12 protein-coding genes are annotated in these 15685 nt (G+C 61.6%); 11 read left to right on the top strand and 1 reads right to left on the bottom strand.

What is annotated here, in order from left to right:
* Nucleotides 1-6: 6 nt before the first annotated feature.
* The 6 genes from pdxR (at nt 7) to C7G61_RS10470 (ending at nt 9997) form a co-directional block, all read left to right on the top strand.
* Nucleotides 7-1515, top strand: a complete 1509-nt coding sequence (gene pdxR, locus C7G61_RS10495) for a MocR-like pyridoxine biosynthesis transcription factor PdxR (RefSeq protein ID WP_108513985.1) — start codon at nt 7-9, stop codon at nt 1513-1515.
* Nucleotides 1516-1719: 204 nt separating this feature from the next.
* Nucleotides 1720-3330, top strand: coding sequence for an ABC transporter substrate-binding protein (locus C7G61_RS10490; protein ID WP_108513984.1), 1611 nt, complete (start codon nt 1720-1722; stop codon nt 3328-3330).
* A 73-nt stretch (nt 3331-3403) separates the two neighbouring features.
* Nucleotides 3404-5413, top strand: a complete 2010-nt coding sequence (locus tag C7G61_RS10485) for a hydantoinase/oxoprolinase family protein (protein ID WP_108513983.1) — start codon at nt 3404-3406, stop codon at nt 5411-5413.
* Nucleotides 5410-6996, top strand: a complete 1587-nt coding sequence (locus tag C7G61_RS10480; RefSeq protein WP_108513982.1) for a hydantoinase B/oxoprolinase family protein — start codon at nt 5410-5412, stop codon at nt 6994-6996. The genes C7G61_RS10485 and C7G61_RS10480 overlap by 4 nt, the downstream gene beginning before the upstream one ends.
* The gene (locus C7G61_RS10475; protein ID WP_108513981.1) at nt 6993-8315 is read left to right on the top strand and encodes an aminotransferase class III-fold pyridoxal phosphate-dependent enzyme; all 1323 of its coding nucleotides are present in this window, start codon (nt 6993-6995) and stop codon (nt 8313-8315) included. Before C7G61_RS10480 ends, C7G61_RS10475 begins: the two co-directional genes overlap by 4 nt.
* A 32-nt stretch (nt 8316-8347) precedes the next feature.
* The gene (locus C7G61_RS10470; protein ID WP_108513980.1) at nt 8348-9997 is read left to right on the top strand and encodes a long-chain-fatty-acid--CoA ligase; all 1650 of its coding nucleotides are present in this window, start codon (nt 8348-8350) and stop codon (nt 9995-9997) included.
* A gap of 72 nt (nt 9998-10069) precedes the next feature.
* Here the strand turns inward: C7G61_RS10470 and C7G61_RS10465 are convergent, their stop codons facing one another.
* On the bottom strand, nt 10070-10591 hold the full coding sequence (locus C7G61_RS10465; protein ID WP_244608249.1) for an Lrp/AsnC family transcriptional regulator: 522 nt from the start codon (nt 10589-10591) through the stop codon (nt 10070-10072).
* A gap of 200 nt (nt 10592-10791) precedes the next feature.
* Between C7G61_RS10465 and C7G61_RS10460 the strand changes: the two genes are divergently transcribed.
* The 5 genes from C7G61_RS10460 to C7G61_RS10440 all read left to right on the top strand — a co-directional run bounded on the left by C7G61_RS10460 (nt 10792) and on the right by C7G61_RS10440 (nt 15679).
* Nucleotides 10792-11907 (top strand): PLP-dependent cysteine synthase family protein, encoded by a 1116-nt coding sequence (locus C7G61_RS10460; RefSeq protein WP_108513978.1) that lies wholly within the window; start codon nt 10792-10794, stop codon nt 11905-11907.
* A 209-nt stretch (nt 11908-12116) separates the two neighbouring features.
* On the top strand, nt 12117-13154 hold the full coding sequence (locus tag C7G61_RS10455) for a putative FMN-dependent luciferase-like monooxygenase (protein ID WP_108513977.1): 1038 nt from the start codon (nt 12117-12119) through the stop codon (nt 13152-13154).
* 39 nt (nt 13155-13193) lie between these two features.
* On the top strand, nt 13194-13829 hold the full coding sequence (locus C7G61_RS10450) for a CMD domain protein (RefSeq protein WP_420836746.1): 636 nt from the start codon (nt 13194-13196) through the stop codon (nt 13827-13829).
* Between the two features lie 14 nt (nt 13830-13843).
* Nucleotides 13844-14452, top strand: coding sequence for an alkylhydroperoxidase domain protein (locus C7G61_RS10445; RefSeq protein WP_108513975.1), 609 nt, complete (start codon nt 13844-13846; stop codon nt 14450-14452).
* Between the two features lie 75 nt (nt 14453-14527).
* Nucleotides 14528-15679: an ABC transporter substrate-binding protein gene (locus C7G61_RS10440; protein WP_108514102.1), complete on the top strand. Its 1152-nt coding sequence runs from the start codon at nt 14528-14530 to the stop codon at nt 15677-15679.
* Nucleotides 15680-15685: the final 6 nt, after the last annotated feature.

The following is a 15685-nucleotide window of genomic DNA, read 5'->3' as shown; positions in this document are numbered from 1 at the left end:
TCGTCTATGGAAAAATCCCGTTCCCAAAAGAAGCGCGTGTCGATCGCCGGCGTGCATATCGATCGTGCGTCAGCGGTTCCGATTTATCTGCAGATCGCGGCGCATCTCCGGAACGGAATTCTGCAGGGGGCGCTTCCGGCCGGCACGCAGTTTCTCGGTTCGCGGGAGATCGCGCGCGAACTCGGTTGTTCACGAACGGTGATTCTGACCGCGTGGGATTTGCTTTATGCAGAGGGTTACCTGGAATCGACGCCGCGCGGAGGTGTCACCGTGGCGTCGGTCAAGCAGGCGGAGGTGAACCCGGCGCCTGCTGCGTTCGTCTCGGAGGCTGCTTCAACGGCGACCGAGATTGGCCCCGTCTCCGATCGCTGGCGGTCCCTGCTGGCGTTCGAATACGACACCAACTGGAAGTCTGAATTCAGCCCCGGTGCGCCAGACGTCTCCAGCTTTCCGTTCAAGGAATGGGCGAGGCTGCTGCGGCAGGCCTGGCAGAATCCCAGGAATTCCGACTGTCTGGATCTTCCGCCCGAGGGGCATCCGGTGCTGCGGAGCGAAATCGCCAACTTCCTCGGATCGGTTCGCGGTCTCGTCTGTGCGCCGGGCAATGTGGCCGTGACCTCAGGCACGTCAGGCGCGCTGGGTTTTTGCAGCCGGATGATCCTCGATCCGGGCGACGAGGTCTGGGTCGAGGAGCCGGGGTTCGTCGAAGCACGATGGACGCTGACGGCGGCCGGCGCGAAACTCATTCCGGTGCCTGTCGACGACAAGGGGCTCTGCGTCTCCGAGGGGATTCGGCTGGCGCCGAATGCGAAGCTCGTGGTCGTGACGCCGTCGCATCAATATCCGATCGGCGTCAGCATGGGGCTCGAGCGGCGGCTCGAGCTTTTGGACTGGGCGAACAGGAATGATGCCTGGATCATCGAAGACGATTACAATTCGGAGTTCAGGCATCAAGACAGCATGATCGCCTCGCTGCGGTCGCTCGATCGCGACGGACGCGTGATCTATCTCGGGACATTCTCGAAGCTGGTGATGCCTAGCCTGCGTATCGGCTACATGATCGCCGATGAACGCCTGATCAGGGCGTTCTCAAAAGGTCGGGCCCGGATCGATGTCCACACATCTGGGATCGGGCAAGTCGCGCTGGCGGAATTCATGCGGGAAGGACACCTGCTGAGGCACCTGCGGCGAATGCGGAAGGTTTACGCCGAGAGGCGGGCTGCCCTGATTGACGCGATCGCCACGTTGATGCCGGACGACTTGACCGTGTCATCCGCGGCGACCGGGCTGCATCTGGTCGCCTTCTTTACCGAGCGAATGCGGGCGCGGCTGAGCGACACTCAGGCGGCAAAGCTCCTGCTGAAGACGGGTATTCATGTGCAGCCGCTGTCGCAGAACTATCTCGGCGAGCCGACTCGGCAGGGATTGGTGTTCGGGTATGGGCGGCTGCAGACAGAGGATGCGCACCGGCTCATTTCCAAAATGGCCGAATCCTTGAGTGGCCGGACTTCATAGCTGCAATCGGTTGGTTTGGTGTACGGGCGATGCTGCTACTTTCGCAGGCAACGCAGCATGGAAAAGTGCAGAAGTCCCTTGCAGGAGTGAGGCGGCGATTTCGGGTGGCTGGCCTACCTGTTTGCGGCAACTCTGGCTCTATACGGTGCCTCGACCGGTCTGTCACAAATTCGCCCGGGTGGCCTTCACAGGGGAAACAGGGTGATGATGACGGATCGTGGAGTCTCGTTGAAGCTGTTGATCGGCGTGGCCTGTCTTTTGTCGGCGCCGGTCGTTGCGCAGGCGCAGACGCGCGCCGAGACGCTCCGTCAGGTGACCGGCAACAACATCAACACCCTCGATCCTTCGACGCCCGGAGCCACGCGGGAGGCGTTCGGCGTGTCGACCAGCACCTACGATCGCCTCGTGGCATTCGATCGCAAGCGCGAAGCTGGCGTCTGGGTGTTCGATCGTACGAAAATCCGCGGCGAGCTTGCCGAGAGTTACGAAGTCAGCCCGGACGGTCTCAAGATCACCTTCAAGCTGAGAGACACCAAATGGCATGACGGCACGCCGGTCACCGCCGACGATGTCAAATGGTCGCTTGACCGGGCCGTGAGTGCGAAGTCCCTTTCAAAAGGTCAGCTGGGGACCGGTTCGCTGACCATGCCCGAACAGTTTGTCGTCGTCGACGCGCGCACCATTGCGGTCACGCTGCCCAAACCGGACCGGCTTGCGCTTTCCAATCTTGCCACGCCGCTGGCACCGATCTTCAACAGCAAACTGGCCAGGCAGCATGCGACATCAGAAGATCCCTGGGCGCAGGAATGGCTGAAGACCAATACGGCCGGCAGCGGCGCCTACACGATCGAGATCTTCAAGCCGGGCGAGCAAGTGGTGCTGCGGCGGAACGATGACTGGAAGAGCGGTCGCGACGGCCAGTTGCCGTTCTTCAAGCGGGTCATCGAACAGACCGTTCCGGAACCTGCGACCCGCGCCAATCTGATCGAAAAGGGCGATGCCGACATTGCCACCGATCTCCAGGCCAGTGACGTGCTGGCGCTGCAGTCTCGCGGCAAGCTCAGGGTGGATTCGACGCCGCAAAGCAACGGCTTCACGATGGTCGCGTTCAATACCCGGATGGCACCGTTCGACAATGTCAAGGTGAGGCAGGCCATCGCCGCGGCGCTGCCTTATGACTCCATGTTGGAGGCGGCGATTTTCAAGCGAGGCTTTGCCCTGTTCGGCGCATCCTGGACGGGTCCCCCGACCGGAGATTTTCCGCAAGCAATGCCGACCAGGACCGATCTGGCCAAGGCCAAGCAACTGCTTGCCGAGGCGGGTGTCGCCACCGGCTTCAAGACCACGTTCACGATCAACGTCGGCTCGGCGGCGATCACCGAACCTATGGCCGCGCTTATCAAGGAATCGCTGACGAAGATCGGTATCGAAGTCGACATTCAAAAGCTGCCCGACGCACAGATGAGCACCGCCATCACCGACAAGCGGCTGCCGTTCTTTACCGAAGGGTCGACGGCCTGGCTTCCGACCACCGACTATTTCTTCCGTAACTTCTTTACCGGCGATCAGCGCTGGAACTACAGTTCGTGGAACAATGCTGGTGTGACCGAACTGGGGGCCAAGGCGCGCTTTGAACTTGATCCGGCCAAGTACGAAGAGATGAGCAAGCAGATGATCGCCGAATACGTCAAGGAGATGCCGCTGGTTCTGCTTTGGCAGGCGAACCAGGATGCCGTGATGGCACCCAACCTCGACGGCTATACCTACTGGTTTCATCGCCAGCTCGACTTTCGCGACCTGAGCCGCAAGCAGTAACGTGGCTTTCGTCGTCGCGCCCTGCCTTGTTCGATACGCTGTGAAAGAAGGCAATGCCTGAACAAGGAATGAAATGAACGGCTCGGACAGGAAATGGGAAGTCGGAACCGATATCGGGGGCACGTTCACGGATATCATTGCCATCCGTCGTGATCCCGCCGAAACCCGGATCGCCAAGGTTCCGTCGCGTCCGCATGCGCCGGTCGATGCGATGCTCGAAGCCATCGAGGCCGTCGGGCTGCAGAAAGATCAGGTCAAGCGTTTCGTCCACGGCACTACACGGGTGACCAATGCGATCGTCGAGGAGCGTCTGCCGAAGGTCGCGCTGATCGCCACCGCGGGATTCGAGAATGTGCTCGATATCGCCCGCTACCGGCGCCGTGATCTTTACCGCCTCGACATTCCGCCAAAATCTCCATCATTGGTGCCGCGCGAGCTTTGCTTTGGTCTGGTTGAGCGGCTTGATCACGAAGGGAACGTGCTGAAGTCGTTGGAGGATCGCGAGATCGATCGTCTGGTGACCTGGCTCAAGCAAACGGGTGTGCAAAGTGTGGCGGTGGCCTTGCTGCATGCCTACGCCAATCCGGTGCATGAGAGGATGCTGGCTGAGCGCCTGAAGGCGATCGTGCCGCATGTCTCGCTGTCACATGAGGTCAATCCGGAGGCGCGAGAATATGAGCGCACGTCGTCGACGGTGTTCAATGCGGCGGCGATGCCGATTGCTGTCGAATATTTGAGTGAGCTGGAGCAGCGCTTGCCGATTGGGCCCGGCCTGCAGGTGTTCCATTCCGCCGGAGCCATGGTTCCGATTGCCACGGTCAAGCGGCGCCCCCTGGTGATGGCGATGTCCGGGCCGGCGGCTGGTGTATCGGCGTCGGTCAGCATTGCGCGCCAACTCGGCACATCGAGAATGCTCACCTTCGACATGGGTGGTACCACCACCGACGTCTGCCTGATCATCGATGGACAGGCGGAGATGGCGGACGGCCGGATGCTCGGGGATCGACCGCTGCGTCAGCCGATGCTGGCGGTTCACTCGATCGGTGCGGGAGGTGGTTCGATCGTGCGCAATGGGCCGGGCGGCCTGACCGTGGGACCCCAGAGCGCGGGGTCGGAACCCGGCCCGGCCTGCTATGGCCGCGGTGGCACTGCGCCGACGATCACCGATGCCAACGCCGTGCTCGGCTATCTCAACCCTGAGACGCGGCTCGGGGACCGTATCAGCCTCGATATCGAGGCTGCCCGGCGCACCATTGCGCCCATTGCACAGGCGCTGAACCTGAACCTTGAGGAAACTGCACTCGGCATCGTCAAGGTCGCCAACGCCACCATGGCGCGGGCGTTGCGCCGGGTGACGGTGGAACGCGGCATCGATGGGCGAGACTGTACGCTCCTCGCCTTTGGCGGTGGCGGTCCGATGCATGCAGCGGGATTGGCGGATCTCTACGGCATCGGCTCGATCGTGGTGCCCAACGCATCGAGCGCCTTTTCCGCGCTTGGCTGCCTGACGGCCGATTTCAGTTTTCTGCAGCAGCAGACCTTCCGCGTCGCACTGGATGGCATCGATCTCGATCGGGTGTTGAAGCGGATCGAGATCCTGATCGAGCAGGCGTCGGAGCCGTTGATTGCCAACGGGGTTTCGCGCGCAGCGATCGACGTCGATCTGGTCGCATTGATGCGCTATGCCGCGCAGAATGACGCCATTGCGGTCCCATTCTCTCTGCCACTGGACGCTACGTGGCTGCGGGAAGATTTTCTCGCCCGTCACCACCAACTGTTCGGCTATGCGACGGCCGAGAGTTGCGTCATCGAATCGGTGCGCGTGCAGGCGCGGCGGCCATCGACCACCATCGTCGATCGCCCCACGACCGCCATCCGAAAACTGCGCGCGACCTCACGCCGATGCTCGTTCGATGGTGTTCATGACGTGACGACTGAGATCGTAGACCGTGCTTCCATGAAGGAAGCGGTCATTGGGCCCGCGATCATTGAAGATGCGTGGTCCACGGTTGTGATCCCGCCGGGCTGGCAGGCCAAACCGGACACGATCGGTCATCTCTTTCTGACGAAGGTGACGCCATGAGGCTCGATCCGTTTACCGTCGAGGTGATCCGGCATGGCCTGTCGGCCGCGGCCGAGGAGATGAGCCTGGTGATGACGCGCTCGGCGCGTTCGCCACTGCTGCGCGAAGCCGGCGACCTGTCGTCGGCGATCACCGATGCCAGGGGCGATCTGGTCGGCCAGGGCAGGGATATTCCGATCCATCTCGGGGCAATGGCTTACACCGTTCCGGAACTGCTGAAAGTCCTGCCTGTCAGCGGCCTGAACGACGGCGACGTTCTGATCTATAATCTTGGTGCGCTCGGCGGCAACCATCTGAACGACGTCAAGGTGGTTCGGCCGGTCTTCGTCGACGGCGATATCGTCGCATTCGCCATTAGCCTCGCGCATTGGCCCGATATCGGCGGGACATGGCCGGGCAGCTACTTCGCCAAGGCCATTGACACCTTTCAGGAGGCGATGCGCATTCCCCCGGTTCTGATTGCGACAGCGGCAGGCGTGAATACGCCGATCATGCAGCTTCTGAAGGCCAATGTGCGGGATCCCGAAGCGTGCGAGGGCGATCTGCTTGGACAGATCGCGGCAACCAAGGCCGGCGAAAGGCGCATCGTCGAGCTTTGCCGGCAACACGGCAAGGATGTTTTCACCGTGGCGCTGGCGCGTCTGCACGATCTGTCGGAGATCGAGATGCGCGAGGCGATCCGTGAATTGCCCGACGGCGTCTATGAAGGCGAGGACTACCTGGACGATGGGGGCGCGGGCGGCGAACCCGCCCGCATTCACGTCAAGATCACCATCGCCGGAGACGAAGCAACCTTTGATCTGTCTGATAGCGCCGACCGGGCCTCGAATTTCTGCAACACCACGCCATTCATTGCGCGTTCCGCGGTGGCTTATTCGGCGCGCATCATGAGCGGGCGCGAGATGCAGCAAAACGCAGGCGCCTTGCGGCCGCTCACGATCGTCACGCGTCAGGGCTCGATTCTGGAGCCCGGGTGGACGGCGGCCGTCGCGGCTGGAAATCACGAAACCTCAATGCGCATCGTCGATGCAATCTTCCGCGCGATGCAGGACGCAATTCCGGAGCGGCTGTCCGCAGGCGGGACAACGACCGCCAGTGTACTCTTCTTTGCCGAGCCACGGTCGGATGGCTCCTGGAAGATGCTGTACGAGGTCCATGGCGGCGGCGAGGGCGCACGCCATGATCGCGACGGCGTTTCGGCGACGCGCGTACACCTTGCCAATACGTCCAACACGCCGGCCGAAGTAATCGAGGCCAACTACAAGATCCGGGTCGAACAGCAAACCATTCGCCGCGAGTCCGGCGGCGCCGGAAAATACCGCGGCGGGGACGGCGTGGTGCGTTCCTATCGGATTCTCGCGCCGTCCATGCACCTGACCACCTGTATCGAGCGGATGGTGATCCCGCCATTCGGTATGCAGGGCGGTCAACCCGGCGAGACCTGCCGGGTATCGCTGATCAGAAACGGCGCGAATGTCGAAATCGATGGCAAGTCGAATCTGGTGCTGCAGCAAGACGATCTCGTCACCATCGAAAGCTGCGGTGGCGGCGGTTATGGAATGGCGAAAGAGATTTCTCGATGAGCAAACTTTTGCGGACCGGCCTGAACGCGGGTGACAGCGCACCGCTTACCGTCGTCGGGGGCGAGGGTGTCTATTTCCATCTCGAGGATGGCCGGCGCCTGATCGACGGAAGCAATACCGGCGGCGGGCTCGGTCATCGCCATCCGGCGATGGTGGAAGCGATCCGTCGTGCTGCGGAGACGCCCGTCGTGAACGAAGGCTGGACCTGGATCGGGCGCGAGCAAGCTGCCGACGACCTGATCCGGGTAGCGTTCGAGGGTGAAGAGGACTGGGTCGGTGCCGTCCGCTTCTGCATCAGCGGAAGCGAGGCGAACGATATGGCGCTCTCGCTCTGTCAGGCACTGACGCAGCGCACGGCGCTGGCCACCCGCGAGCGCGCCTATCATGGCCTGGTCGGTCTGTCCCGCAGCATGACCGTGCAACCGCAATGGCATGGCGGCCTAGCCGTGCATGCCGGTGGCTCGCAGCTCCCTGCCGCGATGGCGCCGGTTCGTATTCTGCCCGCGCCCGATGGCGCGATCTATGGTGCGCCTCCGAACAATCCATCGGCGAAACAATATCTTGCCGACGCCGCAAGCACGCTGGCAGATACCGCCGCAACGATTATCGACTATACGCAAGGCGGCATTTACTACGACGCAGACTACCAGGACCAGCTGGCGCTGCGCGCCCGCGAGGCTGGATCGATCTGGGTCGCCGACGAAGTGGTGACCGGCGCGGGGCGGGCGGGGCGATGGTTCGCGTTTCAAGGCGCCGAGAGCCGTCCGGACATCGTGACGCTCGGCAAATCGCTGGGGGGCGGCGCTGCTGCGGTCGCGGCGGTCGTGGTGTCGAAAGCCATCGTCGAGCAACTCAGGGGCAAGAGTTGGCAGAACTACGGAACGTTGCGTGGTCACCCGATCAGCATGGCCGCCATCAGCGCCTACCTCCGCGTGATCAGCGGCGAAGATATCCTCTCCCGGGTGCGACAGCTCGAAGGGTTGTTCGCCCAGCGTTTGCTCGAGATCGCCCGGCGGCATCCGAGCGTAAAACGCGTGGCGGGGCAGGGCCTGCATTGGACCATCGAGCTGCATGGACCGGATTGGCGGACGTGGCGCGCCGATACCCTTGAAGATCCCGTCGCCTCCCGCGTGGCGTTGCGTGCATTGGAGGCGGGTGCCGTCATCGGAACCAGCGGCGAACAGACCTCATTGTTCCTTGCGCCGCCTCTGGTGATCTCCGCCGATGAATCCCATCAGCTGCTCGATGCGCTCGATCACGGCCTGCAGATTGCCGACGAGGAGCACGACCGGCATGCCGCGTCGAGCCGCGGCCGATAGGGGGGTGAGCTAAAGTCGTCGATGGGCAGCCAATGAACAGCGTGTCTCCACTCTGGCCGGTTGGCGAACCTTGGCAGCTGCCGATGCCTGGCGGCACGCTCTACCATGCGCTGGCGCGCGCTGCGCAGCAGCGCCCCCGTCATCCGGCGACCGCCTTCTATGGAGCGACGCTGAGCTATGGCGAATTGCGCCAGCGGATCGACGCGATGGCGGGCTTTCTGCAGCATGTCTGCGGCGTCAAACGTGGCGATCGCGTCTTGGTCGCGCTGCAGAACTCGCCGCAATATGTGATTGCGTATTACGCAGTGATGCGGGCGGACGCGGTGATCGTGCCGGTCAATCCGATGAACAAGACCGAGGAAATCGCCTTTCTCGTCGCCGACAGCGGGGCGACGGTGGCGATTGTCGGCACCGAGTTGTGCGAAATATTCGCACCGCTGCTGGGAACGGTGCTCTCGCATGCCGTGGTCGCAAACTATCGCGACGAGGTGCCCACGGACACACCCTACGCCTTGCCAGCCTGCGTGACGCAATCGAACGAACCGCGGCGTTTACCGGGATGGTTCCGCTGGCAGGAGGCGATCGCGCAGGCGCAATCACCGACGCCAATGACCGCAGCGCCGGACGATCTTGTGATCATGCCGTACACATCCGGCACCACAGGCAAACCGAAGGCCTGCATGCACACCCATCGCAGTGCGTTGTTCACCGCGGTACTTCAGGCGCGCTGGTACAGGCTCGGCCACGACGATGTCATGACCGGATTCATGCCGTTGTTCCACGTCGCGGGAATGCAGGGATCGATGAATGCCGCCATCGTCGCGGGCGCTACGCTCGTACTGATGGCCCGATGGGACAAGGATCTGATCCCGGATCTGTTCGAGGCGCACGGCGTGACGTTCTGGAACGCCGCGCCGACGATGATCGTCGACGTTCTGGCCAGTGCGGGGTTCCGTGACGGCAGTTTCGCGCGGCTGAAGGTTCTGACCGGCGGCGGCGCAACCATGCCCGCCGCGGTCGCCGAGCGACTGAAAACCCGTTTCAACCTCGATTACATCGAGGGATACGGCATGACGGAGACGATGTCGCCTACCCATCTCAATCCACTTGCCGCGCCGAAGCGCCAGTGTTTCGGCATTGCCGTGCATGAGACCGATGCGCGGGTGATTGATCCCGATACGCTGGAGGAGCTGGGCGACGGTGCCGTGGGTGAAATCATCGTGCATGGGCCGCAGGTGCTGCGGGGCTATTGGAACAAGCCTGATGCCGACACCTTCATCCAGCTCGACGGCAGGCGCTTTCTGCGGACCGGCGACCTCGGCTATCGCGACGCCGAGGGCTATTTCTTCGCGGTCGACCGGTTGAAGCGGATGATCAACGTCAGCGGCTTCAAGGTCTGGCCGGCCGAGGTGGAGGCGATGATGTACGAGCATCCCGCCATCAGGGAGTGCTGCGTGATCTCTTCGCCTGACAGCTATCGCGGAGAAACCGTGAAGGCATTGGTGGCGGTACACGAGGCCGCGAGGTCGACAATCCGGCCGGAAGATATCCTGTCCTGGTCGCGCGACAGGATGGCGAGCTACAAGGCGCCCCGTTCGGTGGTCTTGGTCGACAGCCTGCCGCGCACCGAGAGCAACAAGATCAGCTGGCGGCTCCTGCAGGATGCAGAGTGGAATCAGTGACGGAGTCTGGCATCGGCCGCAGACGCCAACGAGACTGTCGAAACCTCTAATCTCGCTTGAAGCCGCGGGCCTTCAATGTGCGGCTACATGGCGTGCCGTCTGGGAAGTTCCGCGTCCGCCGGGGGGCGATGCATAGACGAGCGGAAGCTCCGTCGTCGACTTGATCTGTTCCATCGCAAACATCGACGACACGTCGTAGATATCAATCTTTGCGATCAGTCGCTGGTAAAGTTCGTCGTAGGCGCGGATATCGGGCACCACGGCGCGGATCAGATAGTCGACGTCTCCGCTCAACCGAAAGAAATCCACGACTTCCGGAAAACTGGTCACGATCTTCCTGAATCGTTGCGCCCATTCGGCATTGTGCTGGTTGGTCTTGACCGCGATGAAAACGCTGACGCCGACGTTCAGCTTGTCGGCATTGAGCAACGCTACGCGGCCGCGGATATAGCCCAGGCTTTCCAGCTTCTGGATGCGCCGCCAGCACGGCGTCGAACTTAGTCCGACCCGGTCAGCAACCTCCTGTACAGAAAGGCTGCTGTCCACCTGAAGCGTCGCCAGGATTTTGCGGTCAAACTCGTCGAGCACGTTGATCTCCAATTCAGATGAACATGAGTGATTTTTCTTACCGTTGACGATGCTAGGGGCAATATTATTGCCGGCTTTTGGCTATCGCGAGCATGAATATCCGTCATCGCGCCCAAACTTGCGGCAAGAAGCAAGCAAACTGCGGGTCTTCCTCCCTATGGTTCATCAGGTCGGCCAAGGGGAATGACGGTCGCTAGAGGTGCTTGATGACGCGGCCTTGTCGCAAATGGGTGAATGCCTCGATCGGCCGGATCGAAATGGAGCGTATGCGTTCCGCCGAAACCCATTTGCTCAGGATCGATCTGCCGGCCTTGCCCGGGCTGACGCTCTATTTGAAAGACGAAACGACGCATTTGACCGGAAGCCTCAAGCACCGTCTCGCGCGCTCGCTGTTCCTTTATGCCTTGTGTAATGGTCGTATCGGACCGGACTCGACGCTTGTTGAGGCGTCGAGCGGTTCGACCGCAGTCTCTGAAGCGTATTTCGCGCGGCTGTTAGGTCTGCGATTTGTCGCGGTGATGCCACAAACGACGACGCTGGAGAAGCAGGCGGAGATTGTGTCGAACGGCGGCGAGATCCATCTCGTGGACGATCCCGCATCGATCTATGCAACCGCCCGGCGTATCGCTGATGAAGCCGGGGGCTGCTATCTCGATCAATTCACCTTCGCGGAGCGCGCGGTCGATTGGCGTAGCGACAATATCGCGGACTCGATTTTCTCACAGATGGCTGCAGAAGAGCATCGGGTTCCGACATGGCTCGTTTGTGGCGCCGGCACCGGCGGTACCTCGGCGACGATCGGGCGTTATGTTCGCCACCGCGGATTGTCGACGATGCTTTGCCTCGCTGATCCTCTCGAGTCCGTCTACCACCGGCATATGGCCGATCCGCGGATCCGGATCTGGCCAAACCGGCGGTCGGTGATTGAGGGCATAGGCCGCCCTCAAGTCGAGGCTTCCTTCGTTCCAGAACTGATTGACCGGACGATTGCGGTGCCGGATGCCGCGAGCATCGCCGCTGCCCGCGTCATGTCAGAGTTTCTCGGGCGGCGCTGCGGTGGGTCGACGGGCACCAACCTTTGGGCGGCATTTGCGATCTTGAAGGAGATGGCCGCAGTCGGCGAGAAGGGATCGCTGGTGACGATATTGTGCGATTCCGGGGATCGCTATCGCAGCACCTTGTTCGACGACGGATGGTTGGCGGCTCAGGGATTGTCGTGCGCCGACCACGAAGCGCAATTGCGGCAGTTTCTTAGACCGGCCTCGCCAACGAGCAGGGCAAGCATGGATGATGCGCCGTACGGCCGTGTCGTAAACCAATGAGAGGCCTGGCGCGCGCGACACCGTTCGTGTTGCAGGGCGTCTGCCTGGAAAGCTGTTTCTTAAACGGAGCATGCAATGAGAGAACATTCCCTTTGATACCTTGTAGAAAGCGTCAGAGCCACGATTCTGCAGGTTGTCTCGGACCACGGTATACCTGCTCTGATATGACCGTCCTATGATCTCCGCGCCGGCTTGGTAGGTTGTCTCTCATGAAGCGTTTCGCAAATCTGAAAAGATTGGGCTTTTTCACGCGGCTGCTCGATGAGGCGACCCCGGCCGAGCGATATCGTCTGGCGGCAGAGCAGATCAGGCACGCGGAAGCAGCAGGTCTTGATTCCGCATGGATCGCGCAGCACCATTTCCATGAGGCTGAGGGTGGGCTTCCGGCTCCTTTCGCTTTTCTCGGTTTCGTCGCTGCGCAAACGTCCCGCATTCGCCTCGGGACCGGCATCGTCACGCTACCGCTGGAAAACCCCGTGAGGGTGGCGGAGGACGCCGCGGTGCTCGACCTGTTGTCGAGTGGCCGCTTTGAACTCGGTGTCGGGACCGGCGGCAACCCATCGGCCTTTGCCGCCTTTGGACTTGATAGCGCGGAGCGTGCGGACATTTTCGCGCGCAATCTCGATATGGTTCGCAACGCCCTGGCAGGTTTGCCACTCGTCGGCGGCGATGCGCTCTATCCGCCGAGACCGCAATTATGCGGCCGGATCTGGCAAGCGACCTTTTCAGTTGGCGGCGGGACCAGAGCAGGCAGAGCGGGCGACGGTCTGCTGCTGTCAAGGACGCAGCCGCGGTCGAGGGAAGCTCCGCGCGCGTCGCTGGCCGAGATTCAACATCCCATTATCGACGCCTATCTCGACGCATTGCCGCGCGGATGCGAGCCCCGGATCATGGCGTCGCGCAGCGTTTTTGCCGCCGACGATCGTCAGGAAGCGCTGCGGCTGGCCGATATCGGACTACGGCGTCAACGCGATCACTTCGTCGCCGGCGGTCACGCGTCGCCGGGGGACGCATTGGCCGACATGATCACGGCGTTCGACGTTCATGTAGGGACATCTGACGACGTCATCACCTCGCTGCGCGCCGATAGCACGCTTGAGCGGGTGACCGATCTTGTTTTTCAGGCGCATTCGATCGATCCTCCGCATCCATTCATTCTGCGGTCGATCGAGCTGATCGCGGAAAAGGTTGCTCCTGCATTGGGTTGGACAAAAACCACCGCGGCCGATGCCGCGCTGGTGGACTAGTTGGGATGCGAAAATCATCGAACTCAAAAAGGCCGAATGATGGGTACAGAGACAAGTGATATCATCGATATTCTCGCCGGTATCGAACCGGGATCCAGCCTGGACGGCATCCGCGCCCGACGCTTGCAGGCGCGGGAAAACGCTCAGAAGAGCTATATCGCCTTGTTTGAACCGGTCGATTTTGCTGACGTCGCGGCCGCGGAACGGTATGCGGTCGCGGCATTCGTCGCCGGCGTTCATGATGAGCCGGCCGCAGCCGGCTTCTATTTTGCCAGGCTTGCCAAGGCCGCAGACCGATTGGACTGGGTCGATGCGCTCAAGGCTGAAATCGAGCGAGCCAGAACGCAAGGACCGTATGGCGCCTTTCCGGCCGGGCCACTTTCGGTCGAGGACAAGGCGGGCTTGATCTATCGAACTGCCGGAGACGGTCAGCGCGTCCTTGGCGCGAGACTTGCCGCCGCACTTGAACATGCTCATCTGCTGATATTCCGTCCGCGCGACGCTGCTCCAGCTGCCATGCAGGCACTGCTGGATGCCGGCTGGTCAACGACCGCTATCGTAACGTTGTCTCAACTGGTCGCGTTCCTGTCGTTTCAGGTTCGGGCCGTCGCCGGTCTGCGGACGCTTGGCGCGTCACTCGGACACCATGCAGATGCTGCGGCCCAAGCCAGTTAAGGAGCTAAAAAATCATGAGTGATTCAATCGTCGTTCATGCCAACAAGGATGAACCGGTCGTGTTTACCCAGGACGAATTGGGCTGGCTGCCCTGGCTGGATCCGTTTCCCGAGGCAGACTTGACGGAGCGGCATTGGGCTGGCCTGGTTGATCGATCCCGCGCGAAGTCTGATTACTTTCGCCTGCTGGTGCGTGATCCCGAGGTTCTCGAAGCCAGGACCAAGACCGACAAGGATATTTTCTACAACACCGCAGACGGCTTGCCGCGGGCCGAGCGCGAACTCGCGGCCGCGGCGACGTCCCGCTACAATGGATGCATCTACTGCGCGTCCGTGCACGCGCGCTTCGCCACGGTCCATTCCAAGCGCCGCGACGATGTCCAGCGTCTGCTCGACGAGGGCGTGGGCGCCGATCTCGGCGCACGCTGGAACGCTGTTGTCAGGGCTTCTGTTGCACTAGCTTCGACACCCATCGCATTCGGCAAGCAGCACGTCGAGGAATTGCGCAGCGTCGGTCTCGATGATGCCGAGATCGTCGACGTGATCAATAGTGCGGCCTTCTTCAACTGGGCGAACAGATTGATGCTGTCTCTCGGCGAGCCGACAAAGGGCATCGATGCGTGATCGCATTGGTATCCTCTGGCATGAGAATTGCCCCAGCAAGATGGATTTCCAGTTTCAGAACGGATGGAGTCGCAGATGAGAAACATCAGCCGTCGTAGCCTGGTCAAAGGCTCTCTTGCCGCCATCGTAACGGCAATCTCGCGCACCGCTTTCGCGCAATCTTCCGAACCCGTCATGCTCGGTGTCAGCGGCCCGTTGACGGGGCCTAACGCGCAGTATGGCGCGCAATGGAAGCAGGGTTTCGACCTGGCGCTGGATGAAATCCACGCAGCAGGCGGGATCAACGGGCGCAAGCTTGCCTATACCTTTGAAGACAGCCAGAGCGACCCACGCCAATCGGTGGCGATCGCCCAGAAATTCGTCTCGGATCCGAAGATCGTCATGGAACTCGGCGATTTTTCGAGTCCGGCGTCGATGGCTGCATCGCCGATCTATCAGCGGGCAGGCCTGGTGCAGTTCGGCTTCACCAACTCGCATCCGGATTTTACAAAAGGTGGCGACTTCATGTGGAGCACCTCCGTCAGCCAGGCGGACGAGCAGCCGCTGCTGGCGCGCTATGCCGTGACCCATCTTGGCCTCAAGAAGCTCGCCATCCTGCATCTCAACACCGATTGGGGGCGCACCAGCCGCGATCATTTCGCAAGCGCCGCCAAGGAGTTTGGCGCCGAAGTAGTCATCAGCGAGGGATATATCCCGGACGAGCGTGATTTCCGTTCCACGCTCGTGCGCGCCCGCGACGCCAATCCGGACGGCCTCATTCTGATCTCGTACTATTCCGATGGCGCCTTGATTGCCCGGCAGGCGCGACAGGCCGGCCTGAAGCAGAAGATCTGCGCTGCGAGCTCCGTCTATTCGCCAAAATTCCTGGAGCTTGGCGGGGAGGCCGTCGAGGATGTTCATCTCGGCACCCGGTATTTTCCTAACGATCCGCGCCCCGAGGTGCAGAAGTTCGTCTCGGGCTTCAAGGCAAAGTACAATGGGCAGGAGCCTGACGCCTTCAACGCCTATTCTTATGATGCGATGAATGTGGCTGCGGCGGTAGTGAGGATTGGCGGTACCGATCGGCGAGCCGTCCGGGACGCGTTCACGAAAGTCCGTGACGTCTCCACGGTTGTTTTCGGTCCGGCAACTTTCGATGTCGCAAGCCGTCGGGTCAAAGGCGCCATGAATACCGAACTCGTCATTCGAAAGGGTCAGTTCACGCTTTGGGACGGCAAGCCAACCTGAAATTAT

The sequence above is a fragment of the Bradyrhizobium algeriense genome, assembly GCF_003062295.1.
GTDB classification, from domain to species: Bacteria; Pseudomonadota; Alphaproteobacteria; order Rhizobiales; family Xanthobacteraceae; genus Bradyrhizobium; species Bradyrhizobium algeriense.
This window is presented reverse-complemented; position numbering and strand designations above follow the sequence as displayed.